This is a genomic window from Burkholderia stagnalis (assembly GCF_039848545.1).
Classification (GTDB): domain Bacteria; phylum Pseudomonadota; class Gammaproteobacteria; order Burkholderiales; family Burkholderiaceae; genus Burkholderia; species Burkholderia stagnalis.
The window spans coordinates 383,107-400,470 of record NZ_CP156685.1 but is presented as its reverse complement, the minus strand read 5'-3'; the positions used below and the strand labels follow the sequence as shown (position 1 = coordinate 400,470).

At 70.2% G+C, this 17,364-nt stretch carries 11 protein-coding genes; 7 read left to right on the top strand and 4 right to left on the bottom strand.

All coding sequences use genetic code 11. The annotated features are described in order from the left end of the window. Nucleotides 1-301: 301 nt before the first annotated feature. Together putA and ABFO07_RS01935 are read left to right on the top strand one after the other, a co-directional pair. Nucleotides 302-4,234, top strand: a complete 3,933-nt coding sequence (gene putA, locus ABFO07_RS01940; protein ID WP_059563853.1) for a trifunctional transcriptional regulator/proline dehydrogenase/L-glutamate gamma-semialdehyde dehydrogenase — start codon at nucleotides 302-304, stop codon at nucleotides 4,232-4,234. Nucleotides 4,235-4,319: 85 nt separating this feature from the next. Further along, complete coding sequence (locus ABFO07_RS01935; RefSeq protein WP_059810939.1) at nucleotides 4,320-5,459, top strand: branched-chain amino acid ABC transporter substrate-binding protein; 1,140 nt, start codon at nucleotides 4,320-4,322, stop codon at nucleotides 5,457-5,459. Between the two features lie 85 nt (nucleotides 5,460-5,544). Here the strand turns inward: ABFO07_RS01935 and ABFO07_RS01930 are convergent, their stop codons facing one another. Together ABFO07_RS01930 and ABFO07_RS01925 are read right to left on the bottom strand one after the other, a co-directional pair. Continuing rightward, on the bottom strand, nucleotides 5,545-7,053 hold the full coding sequence (locus ABFO07_RS01930; protein ID WP_059906804.1) for an AMP-binding protein: 1,509 nt from the start codon (nucleotides 7,051-7,053) through the stop codon (nucleotides 5,545-5,547). Between the two features lie 33 nt (nucleotides 7,054-7,086). Continuing rightward, nucleotides 7,087-8,739, bottom strand: coding sequence for an acyl-CoA dehydrogenase family protein (locus ABFO07_RS01925; RefSeq protein ID WP_059882308.1), 1,653 nt, complete (start codon nucleotides 8,737-8,739; stop codon nucleotides 7,087-7,089). A gap of 107 nt (nucleotides 8,740-8,846) precedes the next feature. On the opposite strand from ABFO07_RS01925, the gene ABFO07_RS01920 reads away from it, so the two are divergent. The 4 genes from ABFO07_RS01920 (at nucleotide 8,847) to ABFO07_RS01905 (ending at nucleotide 13,205) form a co-directional block, all read left to right on the top strand. Then, nucleotides 8,847-9,563, top strand: a complete 717-nt coding sequence (locus tag ABFO07_RS01920; protein ID WP_347468170.1) for a TetR/AcrR family transcriptional regulator — start codon at nucleotides 8,847-8,849, stop codon at nucleotides 9,561-9,563. A gap of 174 nt (nucleotides 9,564-9,737) precedes the next feature. Next, entirely contained in the window at nucleotides 9,738-10,892 is a 1,155-nt protein-coding gene (locus ABFO07_RS01915) for a pyridoxal phosphate-dependent aminotransferase (protein ID WP_059563858.1), read from the top strand. 103 nt (nucleotides 10,893-10,995) lie between these two features. Continuing rightward, on the top strand, nucleotides 10,996-11,787 hold the full coding sequence (locus tag ABFO07_RS01910; protein WP_059564015.1) for an ABC transporter substrate-binding protein: 792 nt from the start codon (nucleotides 10,996-10,998) through the stop codon (nucleotides 11,785-11,787). Between the two features lie 8 nt (nucleotides 11,788-11,795). Continuing rightward, nucleotides 11,796-13,205, top strand: coding sequence for an FAD-binding oxidoreductase (locus tag ABFO07_RS01905; RefSeq protein ID WP_347468637.1), 1,410 nt, complete (start codon nucleotides 11,796-11,798; stop codon nucleotides 13,203-13,205). Between the two features lie 23 nt (nucleotides 13,206-13,228). Here ABFO07_RS01905 and ABFO07_RS01900 read toward each other — a convergent pair whose 3' ends face one another. Both ABFO07_RS01900 and cadR read right to left on the bottom strand, forming a co-directional pair. After that, entirely contained in the window at nucleotides 13,229-13,801 is a 573-nt protein-coding gene (locus ABFO07_RS01900) for a PadR family transcriptional regulator (protein WP_059563859.1), read from the bottom strand. A 68-nt stretch (nucleotides 13,802-13,869) separates the two neighbouring features. Then, nucleotides 13,870-14,301 carry a Cd(II)/Pb(II)-responsive transcriptional regulator gene (gene cadR / locus ABFO07_RS01895; protein ID WP_017334808.1) on the bottom strand — a complete coding sequence of 144 codons (432 nt, stop codon included), beginning with the start codon at nucleotides 14,299-14,301 and terminating at the stop codon, nucleotides 13,870-13,872. An 81-nt stretch (nucleotides 14,302-14,382) separates the two neighbouring features. Here cadR and ABFO07_RS01890 point away from each other — a divergent pair, with 81 nt between their 5' ends. Further along, nucleotides 14,383-17,100: a heavy metal translocating P-type ATPase gene (locus tag ABFO07_RS01890; RefSeq protein WP_347468168.1), complete on the top strand. Its 2,718-nt coding sequence runs from the start codon at nucleotides 14,383-14,385 to the stop codon at nucleotides 17,098-17,100. Nucleotides 17,101-17,364: the final 264 nt, after the last annotated feature.

Here is a 17,364-nt window from a genome sequence, read left to right as displayed (position 1 = left end):
CATTCCCCCTTGTCATCCCGCTTCGCGCGGCCGTTCCGGCGCGTGTGCAACCGGGTTCCGTCCCGCGCCATACCGGGCCCGGGTTGCCCGCGCGTGTCCGCACGCGGCGGATCAGGGAAAATCCCGATCCCCCGACCACGGGCAACTCCTAGGTTGCGATCTCATAAGTAGCTGATTATATTCAATAAAATTGAGGTGCAACCATATACGAAATTGGGTTGCACCTTTTTATTGTGTGCCGTAGGATTTCGCGCATCCTCTCACGTCACTGGCCGGCTTCCCGTCGGCGCACGAACCCACCATGGCAAGCACCACCCTTGGCGTCAAAGTCGACGACCTGCTCCGCTCGCGCCTGAAAGACGCAGCCACGCGGCTCGAACGCACCCCCCACTGGCTCATCAAGCAGGCGATCTTCGCGTATCTCGAACGCATCGAGCACGGCCAGCTGCCGCCGGAGCTGTCCGGCCACAGCGGCGTGACCGATCTCGCCGACGGCCAGGCCGGCGAGGGCGACGACGACAACTCCCCGCACCCGTTCCTCGAGTTCGCGCAGAACGTGCAACCGCAATCGGTGCTGCGCGCGGCGATCACGGCCGCGTACCGCCGCCCCGAGCCGGAGTGCGTGCCGTTCCTGATCGGCCAGGCGCGGCTGCCCGCGAACCTGTCGGCGGACGTGCAGGCGCTCGCCGGGCAGCTCGTCGAGGCGCTGCGCGAGAAGAGCTCGGGCGGCGGCGTCGAAGGGCTGATCCACGAATTCTCGCTGTCGAGCCAGGAAGGCGTCGCGCTGATGTGTCTCGCCGAGGCGCTGCTGCGCATTCCCGACCGCGCGACCCGCGACGCGCTGATCCGCGACAAGATCAGCAAGGGCGACTGGCGCTCGCACGTCGGCCACGCGCCGTCGCTGTTCGTGAACGCGGCGACCTGGGGGCTGATGATCACCGGCAAGCTCGTCACGACCAATAGCGAAGCGGGGCTGTCGTCGGCGCTTACGCGCCTGATCGGCCGCGGCGGCGAGCCGCTGATCCGCAAGGGCGTCGACATGGCGATGCGCCTGATGGGCGAGCAGTTCGTCACCGGCGAGACGATTTCCGAAGCGCTCGCGAACAGCCGCAAGTTCGAGGCGCGCGGCTTCCGCTACTCGTACGACATGCTCGGCGAAGCGGCGACGACCGAAGAAGATGCGCAGCGCTACTACGCATCGTACGAGCAGGCGATCCACGCGATCGGCAAGGCGGCCGGCGGCCGCGGCATCTACGAAGGCCCCGGCATCTCGATCAAGCTGTCGGCGCTGCACGCGCGCTACTCGCGCTCGCAGCAGGACCGCACGATGAGCGAGCTGCTGCCGCGCGTGCGCGCGCTCGCGCTGCTTGCGCGCCGCTACGACATCGGCCTGAACATCGACGCGGAAGAAGCCGACCGTCTCGAGCTGTCGCTCGACCTGCTCGAGGCGCTGTGCTTCGACCCGGAACTCGCGGGCTGGAACGGCATCGGCTTCGTCGTGCAGGGCTACCAGAAGCGCTGCCCGTTCGTGATCGACTACCTGATCGACCTCGCGCGCCGCAGCCGTCACCGCCTGATGATCCGCCTCGTGAAGGGCGCGTACTGGGATACCGAGATCAAGCGGGCGCAGGTGGACGGCCTCGAAGGCTACCCGGTCTACACGCGCAAGATCTACACCGACGTGTCGTACCTCGCGTGCGCGAAGAAGCTGCTTGCCGCGCCGGACGCGGTCTATCCGCAGTTCGCGACGCACAACGCGTACACGCTGGCCGCGATCTATCACCTCGCGGGCCAGAACTACTACCCGGGCCAGTATGAATTCCAGTGCCTGCACGGGATGGGCGAGCCGCTGTACGAGGAAGTGACCGGCCGCGACAAGCTGAACCGCCCGTGCCGCGTGTACGCGCCGGTCGGCACGCACGAGACGCTGCTCGCGTACCTCGTGCGCCGCCTGCTCGAGAACGGCGCGAACACGTCGTTCGTGAACCGCATCGCGGACAAGACCGTGTCGGTGAAGGAGCTGGTCGCCGATCCGGTGGAGGAAGCGCTGAAGGTCACGCCGCTCGGCGCGCCGCATGCGAAGATCCCGCTGCCGCGCAACCTGTACGGCGACGAGCGCTTCAACTCGATGGGCCTCGACCTGTCGAACGAGCATCGCCTCGCGTCGCTGTCGTCCGCGCTGCTCGCGAGCGCGCACCACCCGTGGCGCGCCGCGCCGATGCTCGCCGACGACGCGCTCGCCGACGCGCCGGCCCGCGACGTGCGCAACCCGGCCGACCAGCGCGACGTGGTCGGCGCGGTCAGCGAAGCGACGGCCGAGCACGTGAGCGCCGCGCTCGCGCACGCGGTGGCCGCCGCGCCGATCTGGCAGGCGACGCCGGTCGATGCGCGCGCCGACTGTCTCGCGCGTGCCGCCGACCTGCTCGAAGCGCAGATGCATACGCTGATGGGCCTGATCGTGCGCGAAGCGGGCAAGTCGCTGCCGAACGCCATTGCGGAAATCCGCGAGGCGGTCGATTTCCTGCGCTACTACGCCGCGCAGATCCGCGACGAATTCTCGAACGACACGCACCGTCCGCTCGGCCCGGTCGTCTGTATCAGCCCGTGGAACTTCCCGCTCGCGATCTTCATGGGCCAGGTGGCCGCGGCGCTGGCCGCCGGCAACACGGTGCTCGCGAAGCCCGCCGAGCAGACGCCGCTGATCGCGGCCCAGGCCGTGCGCCTCTTGCGCGAGGCCGGCGTGCCGGCCGGCGCGGTACAGCTGCTGCCGGGCACCGGCGAGACGGTCGGCGCGGCGCTGGTGGCCGACGCGCGCACCCGCGCGGTGATGTTCACCGGCTCGACCGAAGTCGCGCGCCTGATCAACAAGACGCTGTCGGCGCGCCTCGACCCGGACGGCAAGCCGATTCCGCTGATCGCCGAGACGGGCGGCCAGAACGCGATGATCGTCGATTCGTCGGCGCTCGCCGAGCAGGTCGTCGCGGACGTGATGCAGTCGTCGTTCGACTCGGCCGGTCAACGGTGTTCGGCGCTGCGCGTTCTGTGTCTGCAGGACGATGTCGCCGACCGCACGCTGACGATGCTGAAGGGCGCGATGCAGGAACTCGCGCTCGGCAACCCCGACCGCCTGTCGACGGACGTCGGCCCGGTGATCGACGGCGAGGCGAAGCAGACGATCGACACGCACGTCGCCGCGATGAAGGACAAGGGCCACGGCGTCACGCAGCTCGCGATGCCGGACGCGTGCGCGCACGGCACCTTCGTGCCGCCGACGCTGATCGAGATCGGCAGCATCGACGAGCTGAAGCGCGAAGTGTTCGGCCCGGTGCTGCACGTGGTGCGGTATCGCCGCAGCGCGCTGGACAAGCTGCTCGAGCAGATCCGCGCGACCGGCTACGGCCTCACGCTCGGCATCCACACGCGGATCGACGAGACGATCGCGCACGTGATCGAACGCGCGCACGTCGGCAACATCTACGTGAACCGCAACGTGATCGGCGCGGTGGTCGGCGTGCAGCCGTTCGGCGGCGAAGGGCTGTCGGGCACGGGCCCGAAGGCCGGCGGCGCGCTGTACCTGCAGCGCCTGCTCGCGACGCGCCCGTCCGGCCTGCCGCGTTCGCTCGCGGACATGCTGGTGGCCGACGCTGCCGTTGAAGGCGAGTCGCGCGAGAACCCGGCGTCCACGCTGACGGCGCTGCGCGACTGGCTGATCGAGCAGCGCGAGCCGGCACTGGCCGCGCGCTGCGACGGTTACCTGGCACAGGTGCCGGCCGGCGCCACCGCGGTGCTGACCGGCCCGACGGGCGAGCGGAATACGTATACACTCGGCCCGCGCGGCACGGTGCTGTGCGTGGCGGCCACGCCAGGCGGCGCGCGTGCGCAGTTCGCGGCGGTGCTCGCGACGGGCAACCGCGCGCTGTTCGCCGGTGCCGCGGGCGAGGCGCTGTTCGCCGCGCTGCCGGCGGCGCTGAAGGCGCATGCGAGCGTGCGCAAGCAGGCGGACGCGGCGTTCGACGCGGTGCTGTTCGAAGGCGACAGCGACGAACTGCAGACGCTCGTGAAGGAGGTCGCGCAGCGGCCGGGCCCGATCGTGTCGGTGCAGGGCGTGTCGGCCGGTGCGTTCGAGCACGGCGACGCGGAAGACTACGCGCTCGAGCGGCTGCTCACCGAGCGCTCGGTCAGCGTGAACACCGCGGCGGCGGGCGGCAATGCGAATTTGATGACGATCGGCTGACCATCCTTGCCGTTCGGATCAAACAAAGGAAGCGGCAAGGCGATCCCGAAGCCGCTCCATTTACACCTGGTACCAAGGAGATGCAATGGAACACACGATGAAAAAGCTGGCAGGCGCGACGTTCGTCGCGGTCATGTCGCTGGCGGGGACTGCGCACGCGGATGACGTGAAGGTCGGCTACGCAGGCCCGATGACCGGTGCACAGGCGCATTACGGCAAGGATATGCAGAACGGCATCGTGCTCGCGATCGAGGACTTCAACGCGACGAAGCCGACGATCGGCGGCAAGCCGGTCAAGTTCGTGCTGGACACGCAGGACGACCAGGCCGACCCGCGCACGGGCACGACGGTCGCACAGAAGCTCGTCGACGACGGCATCAAGGGCATGCTCGGCCACTTCAACTCGGGCACGACGATTCCGGCCTCGCGCATCTACGCGAACGCGGGCATTCCGCAGATCGCGATGGCGACCGCGCCGGAATACACGCAGCAGGGTTACAAGACGACCTTCCGCATGATGACGTCCGACACGCAGCAGGGCTCGGTGGCGGGCGCGTTCGTGTCGAAGGATCTCGGCATGAAGAAGATCGCGATCGTCGACGACCGCACCGCGTACGGCCAGGGCCTGGCCGACCAGTTCGAGAAGTCGGCGAAGGCGGCCGGCGCGACGATCGTGATGCGTGAATTCACGAACGACAAGGCCGTCGACTTCAAGGCGATCCTGACCAAGCTGAAGGCTGCGCAGCCGGATCTCGTCTACTACGGCGGCGCGGATTCGCAGGCGGCGCCGATGGTCAAGCAGATGAAGGCGCTGGGCTTCAAGGCGCCGCTGATGGGCGGCGAAATGGTGAAGACGCCGACCTTCCTGAAGATCGCGGGCGACGCGGCGGAAGGCACGATCGCGTCGCTGGCGGGCCTGCCGCTGACCGAAATGCCGGGCGGCAAGTCCTATGCGGACAAGTACAAGAAGCGCTTCGGCGAAGACGTGCAGACCTACTCGCCGTATTCGTACGACGGCGCGATGGCGATGTTCAACGCGATGAAGAAGGCCGATTCGACCGATCCGGCGAAGTACCTGCCGGTGCTCGCGAAGAGCGACATGGCGGGTGTCACGTCGTCGCACGTCGCGTATGACGCGAAGGGCGACCTGAAGTACGGCGGCATCACGATGTACAAGGTCGAGAAGGGCGAGTGGAAGCCGCTGAAGAGCATCGGCGGCAAGTAAGCCGACGAGTGTAGCGGGGCCACCGGCCCCGGCCGACGCCACCGCGACGCGCAAGCGTCCGGTGGCGTTTTTCATTGTCGGGCGCTCAGCCGGGCCGCCGGCGCAGCAGGAACTTTTGTACCTTGCCGGTCGGCGTGCGCGGCAGCGCGTCCGCGTACACGACCTCGCGCGGAATCTTGTACGCGGCGAGCCGCTCGCCGCAGAACGCGCGCAGCGCCTGCGCATCGCGTGCCGCGCCCGCCCGCACGACGACGTGCGCGACCACCGTCTCGCCCCATTCCGGATGCGCGATGCCGACCACCGCCGCTTCCAGCACGTCCGGATGCGCGCCCAGCACGTCCTCCACTTCCTTCGAATAGACGTTCTCGCCGCCCGTCACGATCATGTCCTTCAGCCGGTCGACGAGGAACAGGTAGCCATCCTGATCGATGCGCGCGACGTCGCCGGTGCGGTACCAGCCGCCCGGCGCGAACGCGGCGCGCGTCGCGGCCGGATCGTCGAGATAGCCGATCATCATGCTGTCGGCCTTCAGCCAGATTTCGCCCGCTTCGCCCGGCCGCGCGTCGCCGCCGTCGGCGCGCACGACGCGCAGGTCGACGCCGGGGCCGCCGTGGCGGCCGATCGAGCCGGCCTTCGCGAGCTGCTCGTCGGGGTACAGCGTGGTGCCGGCGGGGCCCGTCTCGGTCATCCCGTACACCTGGTAGAACACGCCGCCGCGATACGCGTGCGCGAGCCGTTCGGCCTGCGCGGCGCCGATCGGGCCGCCGCCGTAGAGCCACGCGCGCACGCTCGACAGGTCGAACGCGGCGAAGCCGTCGATCGTGTCGAGCGGCAGCGTGTACGACACCGGCGCGCCGAAATACAGCGTCGCGCGCTCGCGCTCGACCGCCTGCAGGAAGCGCAGCGGATGGTATTCGCGCAGCAGCACGACGGTGCCGCCCGCGTACAGCGTGCCGCCGAACCAGTTGTTGAGCGGCGACGCATGCCAGATCGGCATCGCCATCAGCGTGCGTTCGTGGCGGCCGATGCCGATCGCCAGCGCGGCGTGCATCGCCGCGAGCGTCACCGTGCGGTGGCTGTGCACGCAGCCTTTCGGGTGGCCGGTGGTGCCGGACGTGTAGAGGATCTGCGCGATGTCGTCGTCGGCGGGCTCGATGCCGGCGACGCCGTCCATCGCGTCGCGCATCGTGTCGAAGCACGGCAGGCCCGCGAGCGTGCCTTCGGTCGACAGCCGCCGCGCCGGATGCGCGACGCGTTCGAGCACGCCCGCGAGCGCCGCGTCGAACAGGATCACCTTGGCGCGGCTGTGTTCGAGCACGTAGTCGACTTCCGGCGCCTGCAGCTTGTGGTTGACCGGCACGAACGCCGCGCCGAGCCGCCACGCGCCGAACATCGCGTCGATGAAGGCGGGCGTGTTGAAGCACATCGCGGCGACGCGCTCGCCGGCCGCGATGCCGAGCGCACTCAGCACGGCCGCCGCGCGGTGCGAGCGCTCGCGCGCGTCGGCGTACGTGATCGTCGTGTCGTCGTGGCGCAGGAACGGCTTGTCGGGTGTCGCGCGAGCGGCGCGGTCGAGGGCGGAAAGGAGGTTCATCCGGACTCCCGAGCGAGTGACGAGGCGGCGCCGTCAGGCGGGATACGCGCGCTGCAGCAGCGCGGCGACGTCGATGCCGCGCGGATCGAAGCCGCCCGCGATGCGGCCCCACGCGGGCTCGGCGAGCCGCGTCGCGACGAACGCATCGGCCACCGCGGCCGGCGCGTCGCGCCGCAGCAGGCACGCTTGCGCGACGAGCGCGAGGCGCTGCGCGAACAGGCGGCCCGATGCCTCGAGCGTATCGGCCGGCGCGGCGAGCATCGTGCGCAGCGTGTCGAGCGCCGCCCGGATCCGTGGCTCGCCGGCAGCTGCTTCGTTCAGCTCGTCGAGCAGCGCGGCGGCCGCATCCGGCTCGCGCGACACCGCGCGCAGCACGTCGAGGCACATCACATTGCCGGAGCCTTCCCAGATCGAGTTGACGGGCGCCTCGCGGAACAGCCGCGCGATCGGGCCGTCGTCGACGTAGCCGTTGCCGCCGAACACTTCCATCACTTCGCCGGTCAGCTCGACCGCGCGCTTGCAGACCCAGAATTTCGCGGCGGGCGTGACGATGCGCTTCCACGCGCGCTCGCGCGGCGAGTCGTCGCGTTCGAATGCGGCGGCGAGCCGCATCGCGAGCGCGAGCGCGGCCTCGCTTTCGAGCGCGAGATCGGCGAGCACGGTGCGCATCAGCGGCTGCTCGGCGAGCGCGCGGCCGAACGCGTGACGCTGCCGCGTGTAGGCGATCGCCTGCACGACGCCCTGGCGCAGCATCGCCGCGCTGCCGAGCACGCAGTTCAGGCGCGTGTAGGTCGCCATCTCGATGATGGTCGGGATGCCGCGGCCTTCGTCGCCGAGCATGATGCCCCACGCGTCGTTCAGCTCGATCTCGCTGCTCGAGTTGCTGCGGTTGCCGACCTTGTTCTTCAGGCGCTGGATCTCGACCGCGTTCTTGGTGCCGTCGGGCCGCCAGCGCGGCACGTAGAAGCACGACGGGCCGCCGGCGTCGGTGCGCGCGACGACGAGGTGCGCATCGCACATCGGCGCGGAGAAGAACCACTTGTGGCCGCGCAGCAGATATTCGCCGCCGCGGCCGCCCGCGCCGAACGGCGTCGCGAGCGTCGTGTTCGCGCGCACGTCGGAGCCGCCCTGTTTCTCGGTCATGCCCATGCCGAACCAGATCGAGCGCTTCTGCGCGACCGGCACGTCGCGCGGGTCGTACGCGTCGCTGTACAGCCGCTCGCGCAGCAGCTCCCACAGCGCGGGCTCCTTCTGCAGCACGGGAATCGCGGCCTGCGTCATCGTCGCCGGGCACAGCGTGCCGGCCTCGATCTGGCCGTGCAGGTAGAAACCGGCCGCGGTGGCCGCCCAGCGGCCGGGGCGCGTGTCGCGGAACGCGAGCGACACGAAGCCGGCCTCGCGGTACATGCCGAGCAGCGCGTGCCACGCCGGGTGAAAATCGACGCGGTCGATCCGCCTGCCGCGCCGGTCGAACGTGTTCAGTTCCGGCGTATGCCGGTTCGCGTCTTCCGCGAGCCGGGCGGTGTCGGCGCTGCCGAGCCGCGCGCCGTACGCGTCGAGCTGCGGCGCGGCCCAGCCGGCGCCGGCGCGCGCGAGCGCCTCGCGCAGCGGGGCGTCGGTGGCGAAGAGGTTATAGTCGACCAGTTCGTCGAACTGGTTTGCAACGGCGTGCGTCGGCCCGGCCATCGGTGTGTCTCCCTGTTCCCTGCGTCGCGCTCGATCTGGGGTGGCGCGCTGGCGCGTGCCCCGGCCCCATGCAAAGCTCGTGCTGTCCTGATTCCAGAGTAGCAAATATGCCGCCGCGACATGTTCAGGTTCCGGCGCCGCCCGGCCCGCCGGCGGCGCAACCCCGGCCCGCCTTGCGCCGCCGGCCGCGCCAGCCGCGCGCGCAGGCGAGCTCCGACGCGCTGCAGCAGGCGTTCGTTCAGCTTTGGCTCGAGCGCGGCTACGCGAAGACGACGATCCGCGAGATCGCGGCGGTCGCGGGCGTGAGCGTCGGTACGTTCTACGAGTATTTCGCCGACAAGCAGAGCCTCGCCGCGCTGTGCATCCACCGGCGCGTGCAGGCGATGGCCGACCGGCTGCGCGCCGCGGCCGGCACGCTGCGCGGCGCGCCGCGCGCGGCGCTTGCCGCCGCGCTGGTCGACCTGCAGGTTGACGCGATCGGCGCCGATGCGGCGCTGTGGAGCGCGCTGTTCGCGCTGGAGCGGCAGGTATCGCCGCTCGCCGCCTACCGGCGGCATTACGACGCGTACGTCGCGCTGTGGCGCGATGCGCTCGCGCAGGCGGCCGACCCGCCGCCGGCCGCGCGGCTCGACGGGCTCGCGCGGATGGCGCATTCGACCTGCTACGGCTGGATCTCGCAATCGCTGCTGACGCTCGGGCCGGCGCTCGACGCGGCCACGCTGCGCGGCGAGCTGCGGGCGGCGCTGCACGCGTACCTGGCGGCCGCGCCGACGGCGCCGCGTGGGCCCCGCCGCGCGATCTCAGGGAATTCCCGTACCGCATGAGAGCCTGCCGGCTGCCATCAGCCGGCAGGCGTGGCATGGCGTAGGCCATGACTTGAATGCATGGCGCCCATGCAGAACTTTCGGTTGTTCGCCGATATTGGATCGGGCTAAATCCTCCTGCATGCACGGGCCGCGCGAGCGCGCCCGTGGTTCGGAACATCATCAGGAGGACTCATGCGAAGCGCCACCGCGCCCCGTTCGAAGCTGCCCGACGTCGGGACGACGATCTTCACCGTGATCGGCCAGCTTGCCGCGCAGCACGACGCGCTGAACCTGTCGCAGGGCGCGCCGAATTTCGCGCCGGATCCGGCGCTCGTCGAGGGCGTCGCGCGCGCAATGCGCGACGGGCACAACCAGTACGCGCCGATGGCCGGGCTCGCGCGGCTGCGCGAGCGGCTCGCCGAGAAGACCGAGGCGCTGTACGGCGCGCGCTACGACCCGGCGACCGAGGTCACGGTGATCGCGAGCGCGAGCGAGGGCCTGTACGCGGCGATCAGCGCGCTCGTGCATCCGGGCGACGAGGTGATCTACTTCGAGCCGGCCTTCGACAGCTACGCGCCGATCGTGCGGATGCAGGGCGCGACGCCGGTCGCGATCAAGCTGTCGCCCGCGCATTTCCGCGTCGACTGGGACGAGGTGGCCGCGGCGATCACGCCGCGCACGCGGATGATCATCGTCAACACGCCGCACAACCCGACCGCGACGGTGTTCTCCGAAGCCGATCTCGCGCGGCTCGCGCAACTGACGCGCGACACCGGCATCGTGATCCTGTCCGACGAGGTTTACGAGCACGTCGTGTTCGACGGCGCGCTGCACCAGAGCATGGCGCGGCATCGCGAGCTGGCCGAGCGCAGCGTGATCGTGTCGTCGTTCGGCAAGTCGTTCCACGTGACCGGCTGGCGGGTCGGCTACTGCGTCGCGCCGGCCGAGCTGATGGACGAGATCCGCAAGGTGCACCAGTTCATGGTGTTCTCGGCCGACACGCCGATGCAGGTCGCGTTCGCGGAGATGCTCGAGCAGCCGGCCAGCTATCTCGGCCTGTCGGCGTTCTATCAGGCCAAGCGCGACCTGCTCGCGCGCGAGCTCGCCGATTCGCGCTTCGAGCTGCTGCCGAGCGAAGGCTCGTTCTTCATGCTCGCGCGCTTCCGGCACTTCTCCGACGAGCGCGACAGCGATTTCGTGCTGCGCCTGATCCGCGACGCGCAGGTCGCGACGATTCCGCTGTCCGCGTTCTATACCGACGGCACCGACGCCGGCGTGATCCGGCTCAGCTTCTCGAAGGACGACGCGACGCTGATCGAGGGCGCGCGCCGGCTGCGCAGCATCTGAAGCACGCGGCGCGAGCCGTTCGAACCCCGCCCCGCGAACCGGGCTTTGCATGGGGCCGGTGCAAGCGCGCAAGCGCCGACGCCGGCCGACACTGGAGATCACGATGAAGGTCCTGAAGCAGTTGAAATTCTCGCTCGCGCTCGCCTGCGCGCTCGGTTCCGGCGCGGCATTCGCCGATGCGCAGCAGACGCTGCGCTTCGGCCTCGAGGCGCAATATCCGCCGTTCGAATCGAAGGCGCCCAGCGGCGAACTGCAGGGCTTCGACATCGACGTGGGCAATGCGGTGTGCCAGGCCGCGAAGCTGTCGTGCAAGTGGGTCGAGACGTCGTTCGACGGGCTGATTCCCGCGCTGCAGGGCCGCAAGTTCGACGCAATCAACTCGGCGATGAACGCGACCGAGCAGCGCCGCCAGGCGATCGACTTCACGACGATCATCTATCGGGTGCCGACGCAGCTGATCGCGCGCAACGGCAGCGGCCTGCTGCCGACGACGGAAGCGCTGAAGGGCAAGCGCGTCGGCGTGCTGCAGGCGTCGATCCAGGAAACGTACGCGAAGGCGCACTGGGCGCCGGCCGGCGTCGCGGTGGTCGCGTACCAGGACCAGAACCAGGCCTATGCGGACCTCGTCGCGGGCCGCCTCGACGCGACGCTGGTGCTGGCCCCGGCCGGCCAGCGCGGCTTCCTGTCGCGTCCGGACGGCAAGGATTTCGCGTTCGTCGGCCAGCCGGTGCGCGACGACCGGATTCTCGGCAGCGGCATCGCGTTCGGCCTGCGCAAGGGCGACGACGCGCTGAAGGCGAAGCTGAACGCGGCGATCGACAAGCTGAAGGCGGACGGCACGGTGAAATCGCTGGGCCAGAAGTATTTCGGCAACATCGACATTTCCCCGCAGTGACGGCGGCGATGCGCAGCGACGGCGACAACGATCGAACGGCGGCCGGCGGCGACATCGTCGCCGCGCTTGCCGCCGAACTGGGCACGGCGGCCGTCACGCCGCCGGCCGACATCGAGCCGCGTTTCTTCACCGCCTACAACGAGCCGCCGGGCGTACGGCCGCGCGCGCTCGTGCGGCCGCGCAGCGTCGACGAGGTGTCGCGCACGCTCGCGCTTTGCACGCGGCTCGGCCAGCCGGTGGTGCCGCAGGGCGGCCTGACGGGGCTCGCGCGCGGCGCGGTCGCGCTCGGCGGCGAGGTCGTGCTGTCGATGGAGCGCTTCGCGGGCATCGAGGCGCTCGACGCGGCGGCGGGCACCATCACCGTGCGCGCCGGCACGCCGCTGCAGGCCGTGCAGGAGGCGGCGGACGCGGCCGGTTTCACGTTCGGCGTCGATCTCGGCGCGCGCGGCTCGTGCCAGATCGGCGGCGCGCTCGCGACCAACGCGGGCGGCACGCGCGCGATCCGCTACGGGATGATGCGCGAGCAGGTGCTCGGGTTGGAGGCCGTGCTGGCGGACGGCACCGTCGTGTCGTCGATGAACCGGATGCTGAAGAACAACGCGGGCTACGACCTGAAGCAGTTGTTCATCGGCAGCGAAGGCACGCTCGGCGTGATCACGCGCGCGGTGCTGCGGCTCCATCCGAAGCTCGCGGAGCCCGCGACCGCGCTGTGCCGGGTCGCCGATTACGACGCGGTCGTCCGGCTGTGGGATCGCGTGCGCGCGCTGCCGGACGTGGTCAGCTTCGAGGCGATGTGGCCGGCGTTCTACCGGTACGTCGCGAATCACACGCCCGGGGTCGTCGCGCCGTTCGCGGCCGACGACGGCTTCGCGGTGCTGATCGAATGCGCGACCAGCGCGCCGGGCGGCGATGCGCAGCAGGCACTCGAAACCTGCCTCGCCGATGGCTTCGACGCGGGGCTCGTCGACGATGCGGCGCTCGCGACGTCGGCGCGGCAGGCGCGCGACCTGTGGACGCTGCGCGAAGGGCTCGCGATCGACGCGCTGCCGCATCTCGTCAACTTCGACGTGAGCCTGCCGACCGGCGAGCTCGGCGCGTTCGCGCAGCATTGCGAGGCGGCGCTGCGCGCGCGCTGGCCGGACATCGTGTGCCTGTTCTTCGGTCACGTCGGCGACGGCAACGTGCATATCGGCGTGTCGCATGCGGGGCCGGACGCGGCGAGCGAGGCCGAGCTGGATGAAGTCGTCTACGCGGTGGTGCGGGCGATGGGCGGCTCGATTTCCGCCGAGCACGGCATCGGCGTGCTCAAGCGGCCCTATCTCGGCCATACGCGCAGCGACGCGGAAATCGCCGTGATGCGCCGGCTGAAGGACGCGCTCGATCCGCGTCACATCCTGAACCCCGGCAAGGTGCTTTGACGGGCGGCGCGGCGCCGCGCCGCTCAGCCGTCGACCCAGTTCAGCGCGCCGATCCGCAGGTGCTCGACGATGCTGCGCGCCCAGCGGAGCTCGGCGTCGAGCAGCACCAGCGCGTGCTCGTTCTGCAGCAGGAACAGGCGCGGCACCTGGTTGGCTTGCGCGGCGTTGCGCAGCGCATCGAGACGCGCGCGCTCGGCTTCGAGCGCGGCGATGCGGTGTTCGAGCTGGTGGCGTGCGTCGTCGGCGTCGAGCAGCGGCAGGAACGCGAGCCCCGCGCCGAACGCGGGGAATTCGCGCGCGGGCTCCGAGAGGAGTGCGCGCAGCCATGTTTCCCCGGCCGTGCGCCCGGCATCGGTGAGCGTGTAGAGGGTGCGTTCCGGAAACGCGCCGTCACGTTCGGTGTCGTGCACGGCGATCAGGCCGTCGCGCAGCAGGCGGTCGATCGCCTGGTAAAGGCTCGTGCGCTGCCGCACGTTGACGACTTCGTCGTGGCCGCGCGCTTTCAATTGCTGCAGCATCCCGTACGGATGCATCGGGGCTTCGGTGAGCGTCGCGAGGATCGCGAGCGCCAGCGGCGACGGGCGGCTCATGGGGATAAATAGTCTGGATATGTCTAGTTAGATAATGACTAGTCTAATCTCAACTATCATATCCGGCAAGGCTTTCAGCCGAGGTGCGAGCGTTTCGCGGCCGGCGCGACCGTCTCCATCGTCACGAGCCCGTGCACGATTCCGCAATCCTCGACCGAGTGCTCGCCCACACATTGGCGGCGCAGTTCGGTCAACTGGTCGCGCAGATGCGTGAGCTCCGCAAGCCGCGCGTCGACGTGGCCGATGTGCTCGTCGAGCAGCGCGTTGATCGAATCGCAGCGATCGGCGGGCGTATCGGTGAGCCGCAACAGCGCGCGGATCTCGTCGTGCGCCATGTCGAGCGCGCGGCAGTTGCGGATGAAGCGCAGCCGTTCGACGTGTACTTCCGTGTAGTTCCGGTAATTCGCGTCGGTGCGCTCCGCATCGGGCATCAGCCCTTCCTTCTCGTAGAAGCGGATCGTCTCGGGCGTGCAGCGCGCCGCCTTGGCCAGTTCGCCGATCTTCATGCTTTTCTCCTGCCGAAGGGTTGACCTTGTAGTGGCTTCAGGGTGTTAACTCTACACCGTCAAGCTATCGAGGAGGTTCTGATGACCGACGCCCAGCGTACCCACGGCGAACGACCCCGCGCGGCCAGCGGCGACGGCGCATGTTGCGCCGATGCGCGCGAGATGCACGCGGCCGGTGTCGCCGCCGCGGTGCCGGAGGCCGGCCGGACGGCGCATGGCAACGCGCCCGCAGTGCAGTCGACGAAGCCGTACGCCTGCGCCCACGACCATGATCACGTGCATGCGGAAGGTCGCGGGGCCGCTGCCAGCCATGCGCACGTGCACGATCACGAGCATGCGCATGACCATGACCATGACCATGGCGCGAAGTCCGGTGAGGCCCGGGCACACGATCACGAGCATGCGCATGACCATGGCGCGAAGTCCGGCGAGGCCCGGGCACACGATCGCGAGCATGCGCATGACCATGGCGCGAAGTCCGGCGAGGCCCAGGCACACGATCACGAACATGCGCATGCCTGCAGCCACGACCACGCGCATGACGACGGCCACAACAGCCACGATCACGGCCACGACCATGCACACGCTCAAGACCACGACCACACCCACGCCGCCGCCGACTGCTGCACGCCGGCGGCGCTGACGCTCGCGCCGCTGCCCGCCGCGCAGGCGACTGCGTCCGGCCACGTGCGCACGTCGTTCCGGATCATGCAGATGGACTGCCCGACCGAGGAGACGCTGATCCGCAAGAAGCTCGGCGGCATGCGCGAGGTGTCGGCACTCGAATTCAACCTGATGCAGCGCCTGCTGACCGTGGACCACGTGCCCGGCGCGCAGGCGGCGATCGACGGCGCGATCCGCACGCTCGGCATGACGCCGGAGGCCGCGTCCGCGGATGCGCCCCCGGCGGCCGCGAAGCCGCAACCCGCGAAGCCGTGGTGGCCGCTGGCGCTGGCCGGCGCCGCCGCGCTCGCGTCGGAAGCGGCGAGTTGGCTCGGCCTGCCGTCGTGGGTCGCCGCGGCGCTCGCGCTCGCGGCCGTGCTGTCGTGCGGGACCACCACCTACAAGAAGGGCTGGATCGCGCTGCGCAACGGCAACCTGAACATCAACGCGCTGATGAGCATCGCGGTGACCGGCGCGATGGCGATCGGCCAGTGGCCGGAAGCCGCGATGGTGATGGTGCTGTTCACGATCGCCGAGCTGATCGAGGCGAAGTCGCTCGACCGCGCGCGCAACGCGATCCAGGGGCTGATGCGGCTGGCGCCGGACACCGCGACCGTGCGCGACCTGGACGGGTCGTGGCGCACGATCGAGGCCGCCCAGGTGGCGCTCGGCGCGATCGTGCGCGTGAAGCCGGGCGAGCGGATCGGCCTCGACGGCGAAGTCGTCGCGGGCAGCTCGACCGTGAACCAGGCGCCGATCACCGGCGAGAGCCTGCCCGTCGAGAAGACGGCCGGCGACACCGTGTTCGCCGGCACGATCAACGAAGCGGGCTCGTTCGACTACCGGGTGACCGCGGTCGCGTCGAACACCACGCTCGCGCGGATCATCCACGCGGTCGAGGAGGCGCAGGGCGCGAAGGCGCCGACGCAGCGCTTCGTCGACCAGTTCGCGCGCGTCTACACGCCGATCGTGTTCGCCGTCGCGCTGCTGGTCGCGATGGTCCCGCCGCTCGTGACGGGCGGCGCGTGGCATGAATGGATCTACCGCGCGCTGGTGCTGCTGGTGATCGCGTGCCCGTGCGCACTGGTGATCTCGACGCCGGTGACGATCGTGTCGGGCCTCGCGGCCGCCGCACGGCGCGGGATTCTCGTGAAGGGCGGCGTCTATCTCGAAGAGGGGCGCAAGCTCGTGTGGCTCGCACTCGACAAGACCGGCACGATCACGCACGGCAAGCCGGTGCAGACCGACTTCGTGCCGCGCGCGGCCGACGTCGACGCCGCGCGGGTGCGCCATCTCGCCGCAAGCCTCGCCGCGCGCTCCGATCACCCCGTGTCGCAGGCGATCGCGGCGGCGGCGCGCGAGGCGGGCGCCGCGCCGTTCGCCGACGTGCAGGACTTCGAAGCGCTGCTCGGGCGCGGCGTGCGCGGCGCGATCGACGGCGTGCGCTACTGGCTCGGCAACCACCGGCTCGTCGAGGAGCTGGAACGGTGCTCGCCGGAACTGGAAGCGCAGCTCGACGCGCTCGAGCGCGAGGGCAAGAGCGTCGTGATGCTGATCGACGACACGCGCGTGCTCGGCGTGTTCGCGGTGGCCGACACGATCAAGGACACGAGCCGCGCGGCGATCGCCGAGCTGCACGCGCTCGGCATCCGCACCGCGATGCTGACGGGCGACAACCCGCACACCGCGCAGGCGATCGCGAAGGAAGCCGGCATCGACGACGCGCGCGGCAACCAGCTGCCCGAGGACAAGCTCGCGGCGGTCGAGGAACTCGCGACGGGGGCCGGCGCGGTCGGGATGGTCGGCGACGGGATCAACGACGCGCCGGCGCTCGCACGCGCCGACATCGGCTTCGCGATGGGCGCGATGGGCACCGACACCGCGATCGAGACCGCGGACGTCGCGCTGATGGACGACGACCTGCGCAAGATTCCCGCGTTCGTGCGGCTGTCGCGCGCGACGCATCGCGTGCTGGTGCAGAACATCGGTTTCGCGCTCGGCGTGAAGCTCGTGTTCCTCGGCCTCACGGTCGCGGGGCTCGGCACGATGTGGATGGCGGTGTTCGCCGACGCGGGCGCGAGCCTGATCGTCGTGGGCAACGGTTTGCGCCTGCTGTCCCGCAGCAGGCATGCGTGACGGGCGCGCATGCGGCGCGAAGGAGCGAGCGATGGGTTTCCTCAAATGGATCACCGGCGGCCACGGCGGGCGTGGCCATCATGGCGGCGGGCAGCGTAGCGGACACGGCAGCCACGGCGGTGGCTTCGGCAACGAACGCGTCGGCAGCCATGGCGGCGGCTTCGGCAGCGAACACGCCGGCAGGCACGGCGGCGGCTTCGGCAACGAACACACCGGCAGCCACGGCGGCGGCTTCGGCAACGAACGCGCCGGCAGCCACGGCGG

Excerpts from the sequence above, each read along its gene's own strand:
- putA (WP_059563853.1), top strand. The coding sequence starts at position 302 with ATGGCAAGCACCACCCTTGGCGTCAAAGTCGACGACCTGCTCCGCTCG.
- ABFO07_RS01935 (WP_059810939.1), top strand. The coding sequence starts at position 4,320 with ATGGAACACACGATGAAAAAGCTGGCAGGCGCGACGTTCGTCGCGGTC.
- ABFO07_RS01930 (WP_059906804.1), bottom strand. The coding sequence starts at position 7,053 with ATGAACCTCCTTTCCGCCCTCGACCGCGCCGCTCGCGCGACACCCGAC.
- ABFO07_RS01925 (WP_059882308.1), bottom strand. The coding sequence starts at position 8,739 with ATGGCCGGGCCGACGCACGCCGTTGCAAACCAGTTCGACGAACTGGTC.
- ABFO07_RS01920 (WP_347468170.1), top strand. The coding sequence starts at position 8,847 with ATGCCGCCGCGACATGTTCAGGTTCCGGCGCCGCCCGGCCCGCCGGCG.
- ABFO07_RS01915 (WP_059563858.1), top strand. The coding sequence starts at position 9,738 with ATGCGAAGCGCCACCGCGCCCCGTTCGAAGCTGCCCGACGTCGGGACG.
- ABFO07_RS01910 (WP_059564015.1), top strand. The coding sequence starts at position 10,996 with ATGAAGGTCCTGAAGCAGTTGAAATTCTCGCTCGCGCTCGCCTGCGCG.
- ABFO07_RS01905 (WP_347468637.1), top strand. The coding sequence starts at position 11,796 with ATGCGCAGCGACGGCGACAACGATCGAACGGCGGCCGGCGGCGACATC.
- cadR (WP_017334808.1), bottom strand. The coding sequence starts at position 14,301 with ATGAAGATCGGCGAACTGGCCAAGGCGGCGCGCTGCACGCCCGAGACG.
- ABFO07_RS01890 (WP_347468168.1), top strand. The coding sequence starts at position 14,383 with ATGACCGACGCCCAGCGTACCCACGGCGAACGACCCCGCGCGGCCAGC.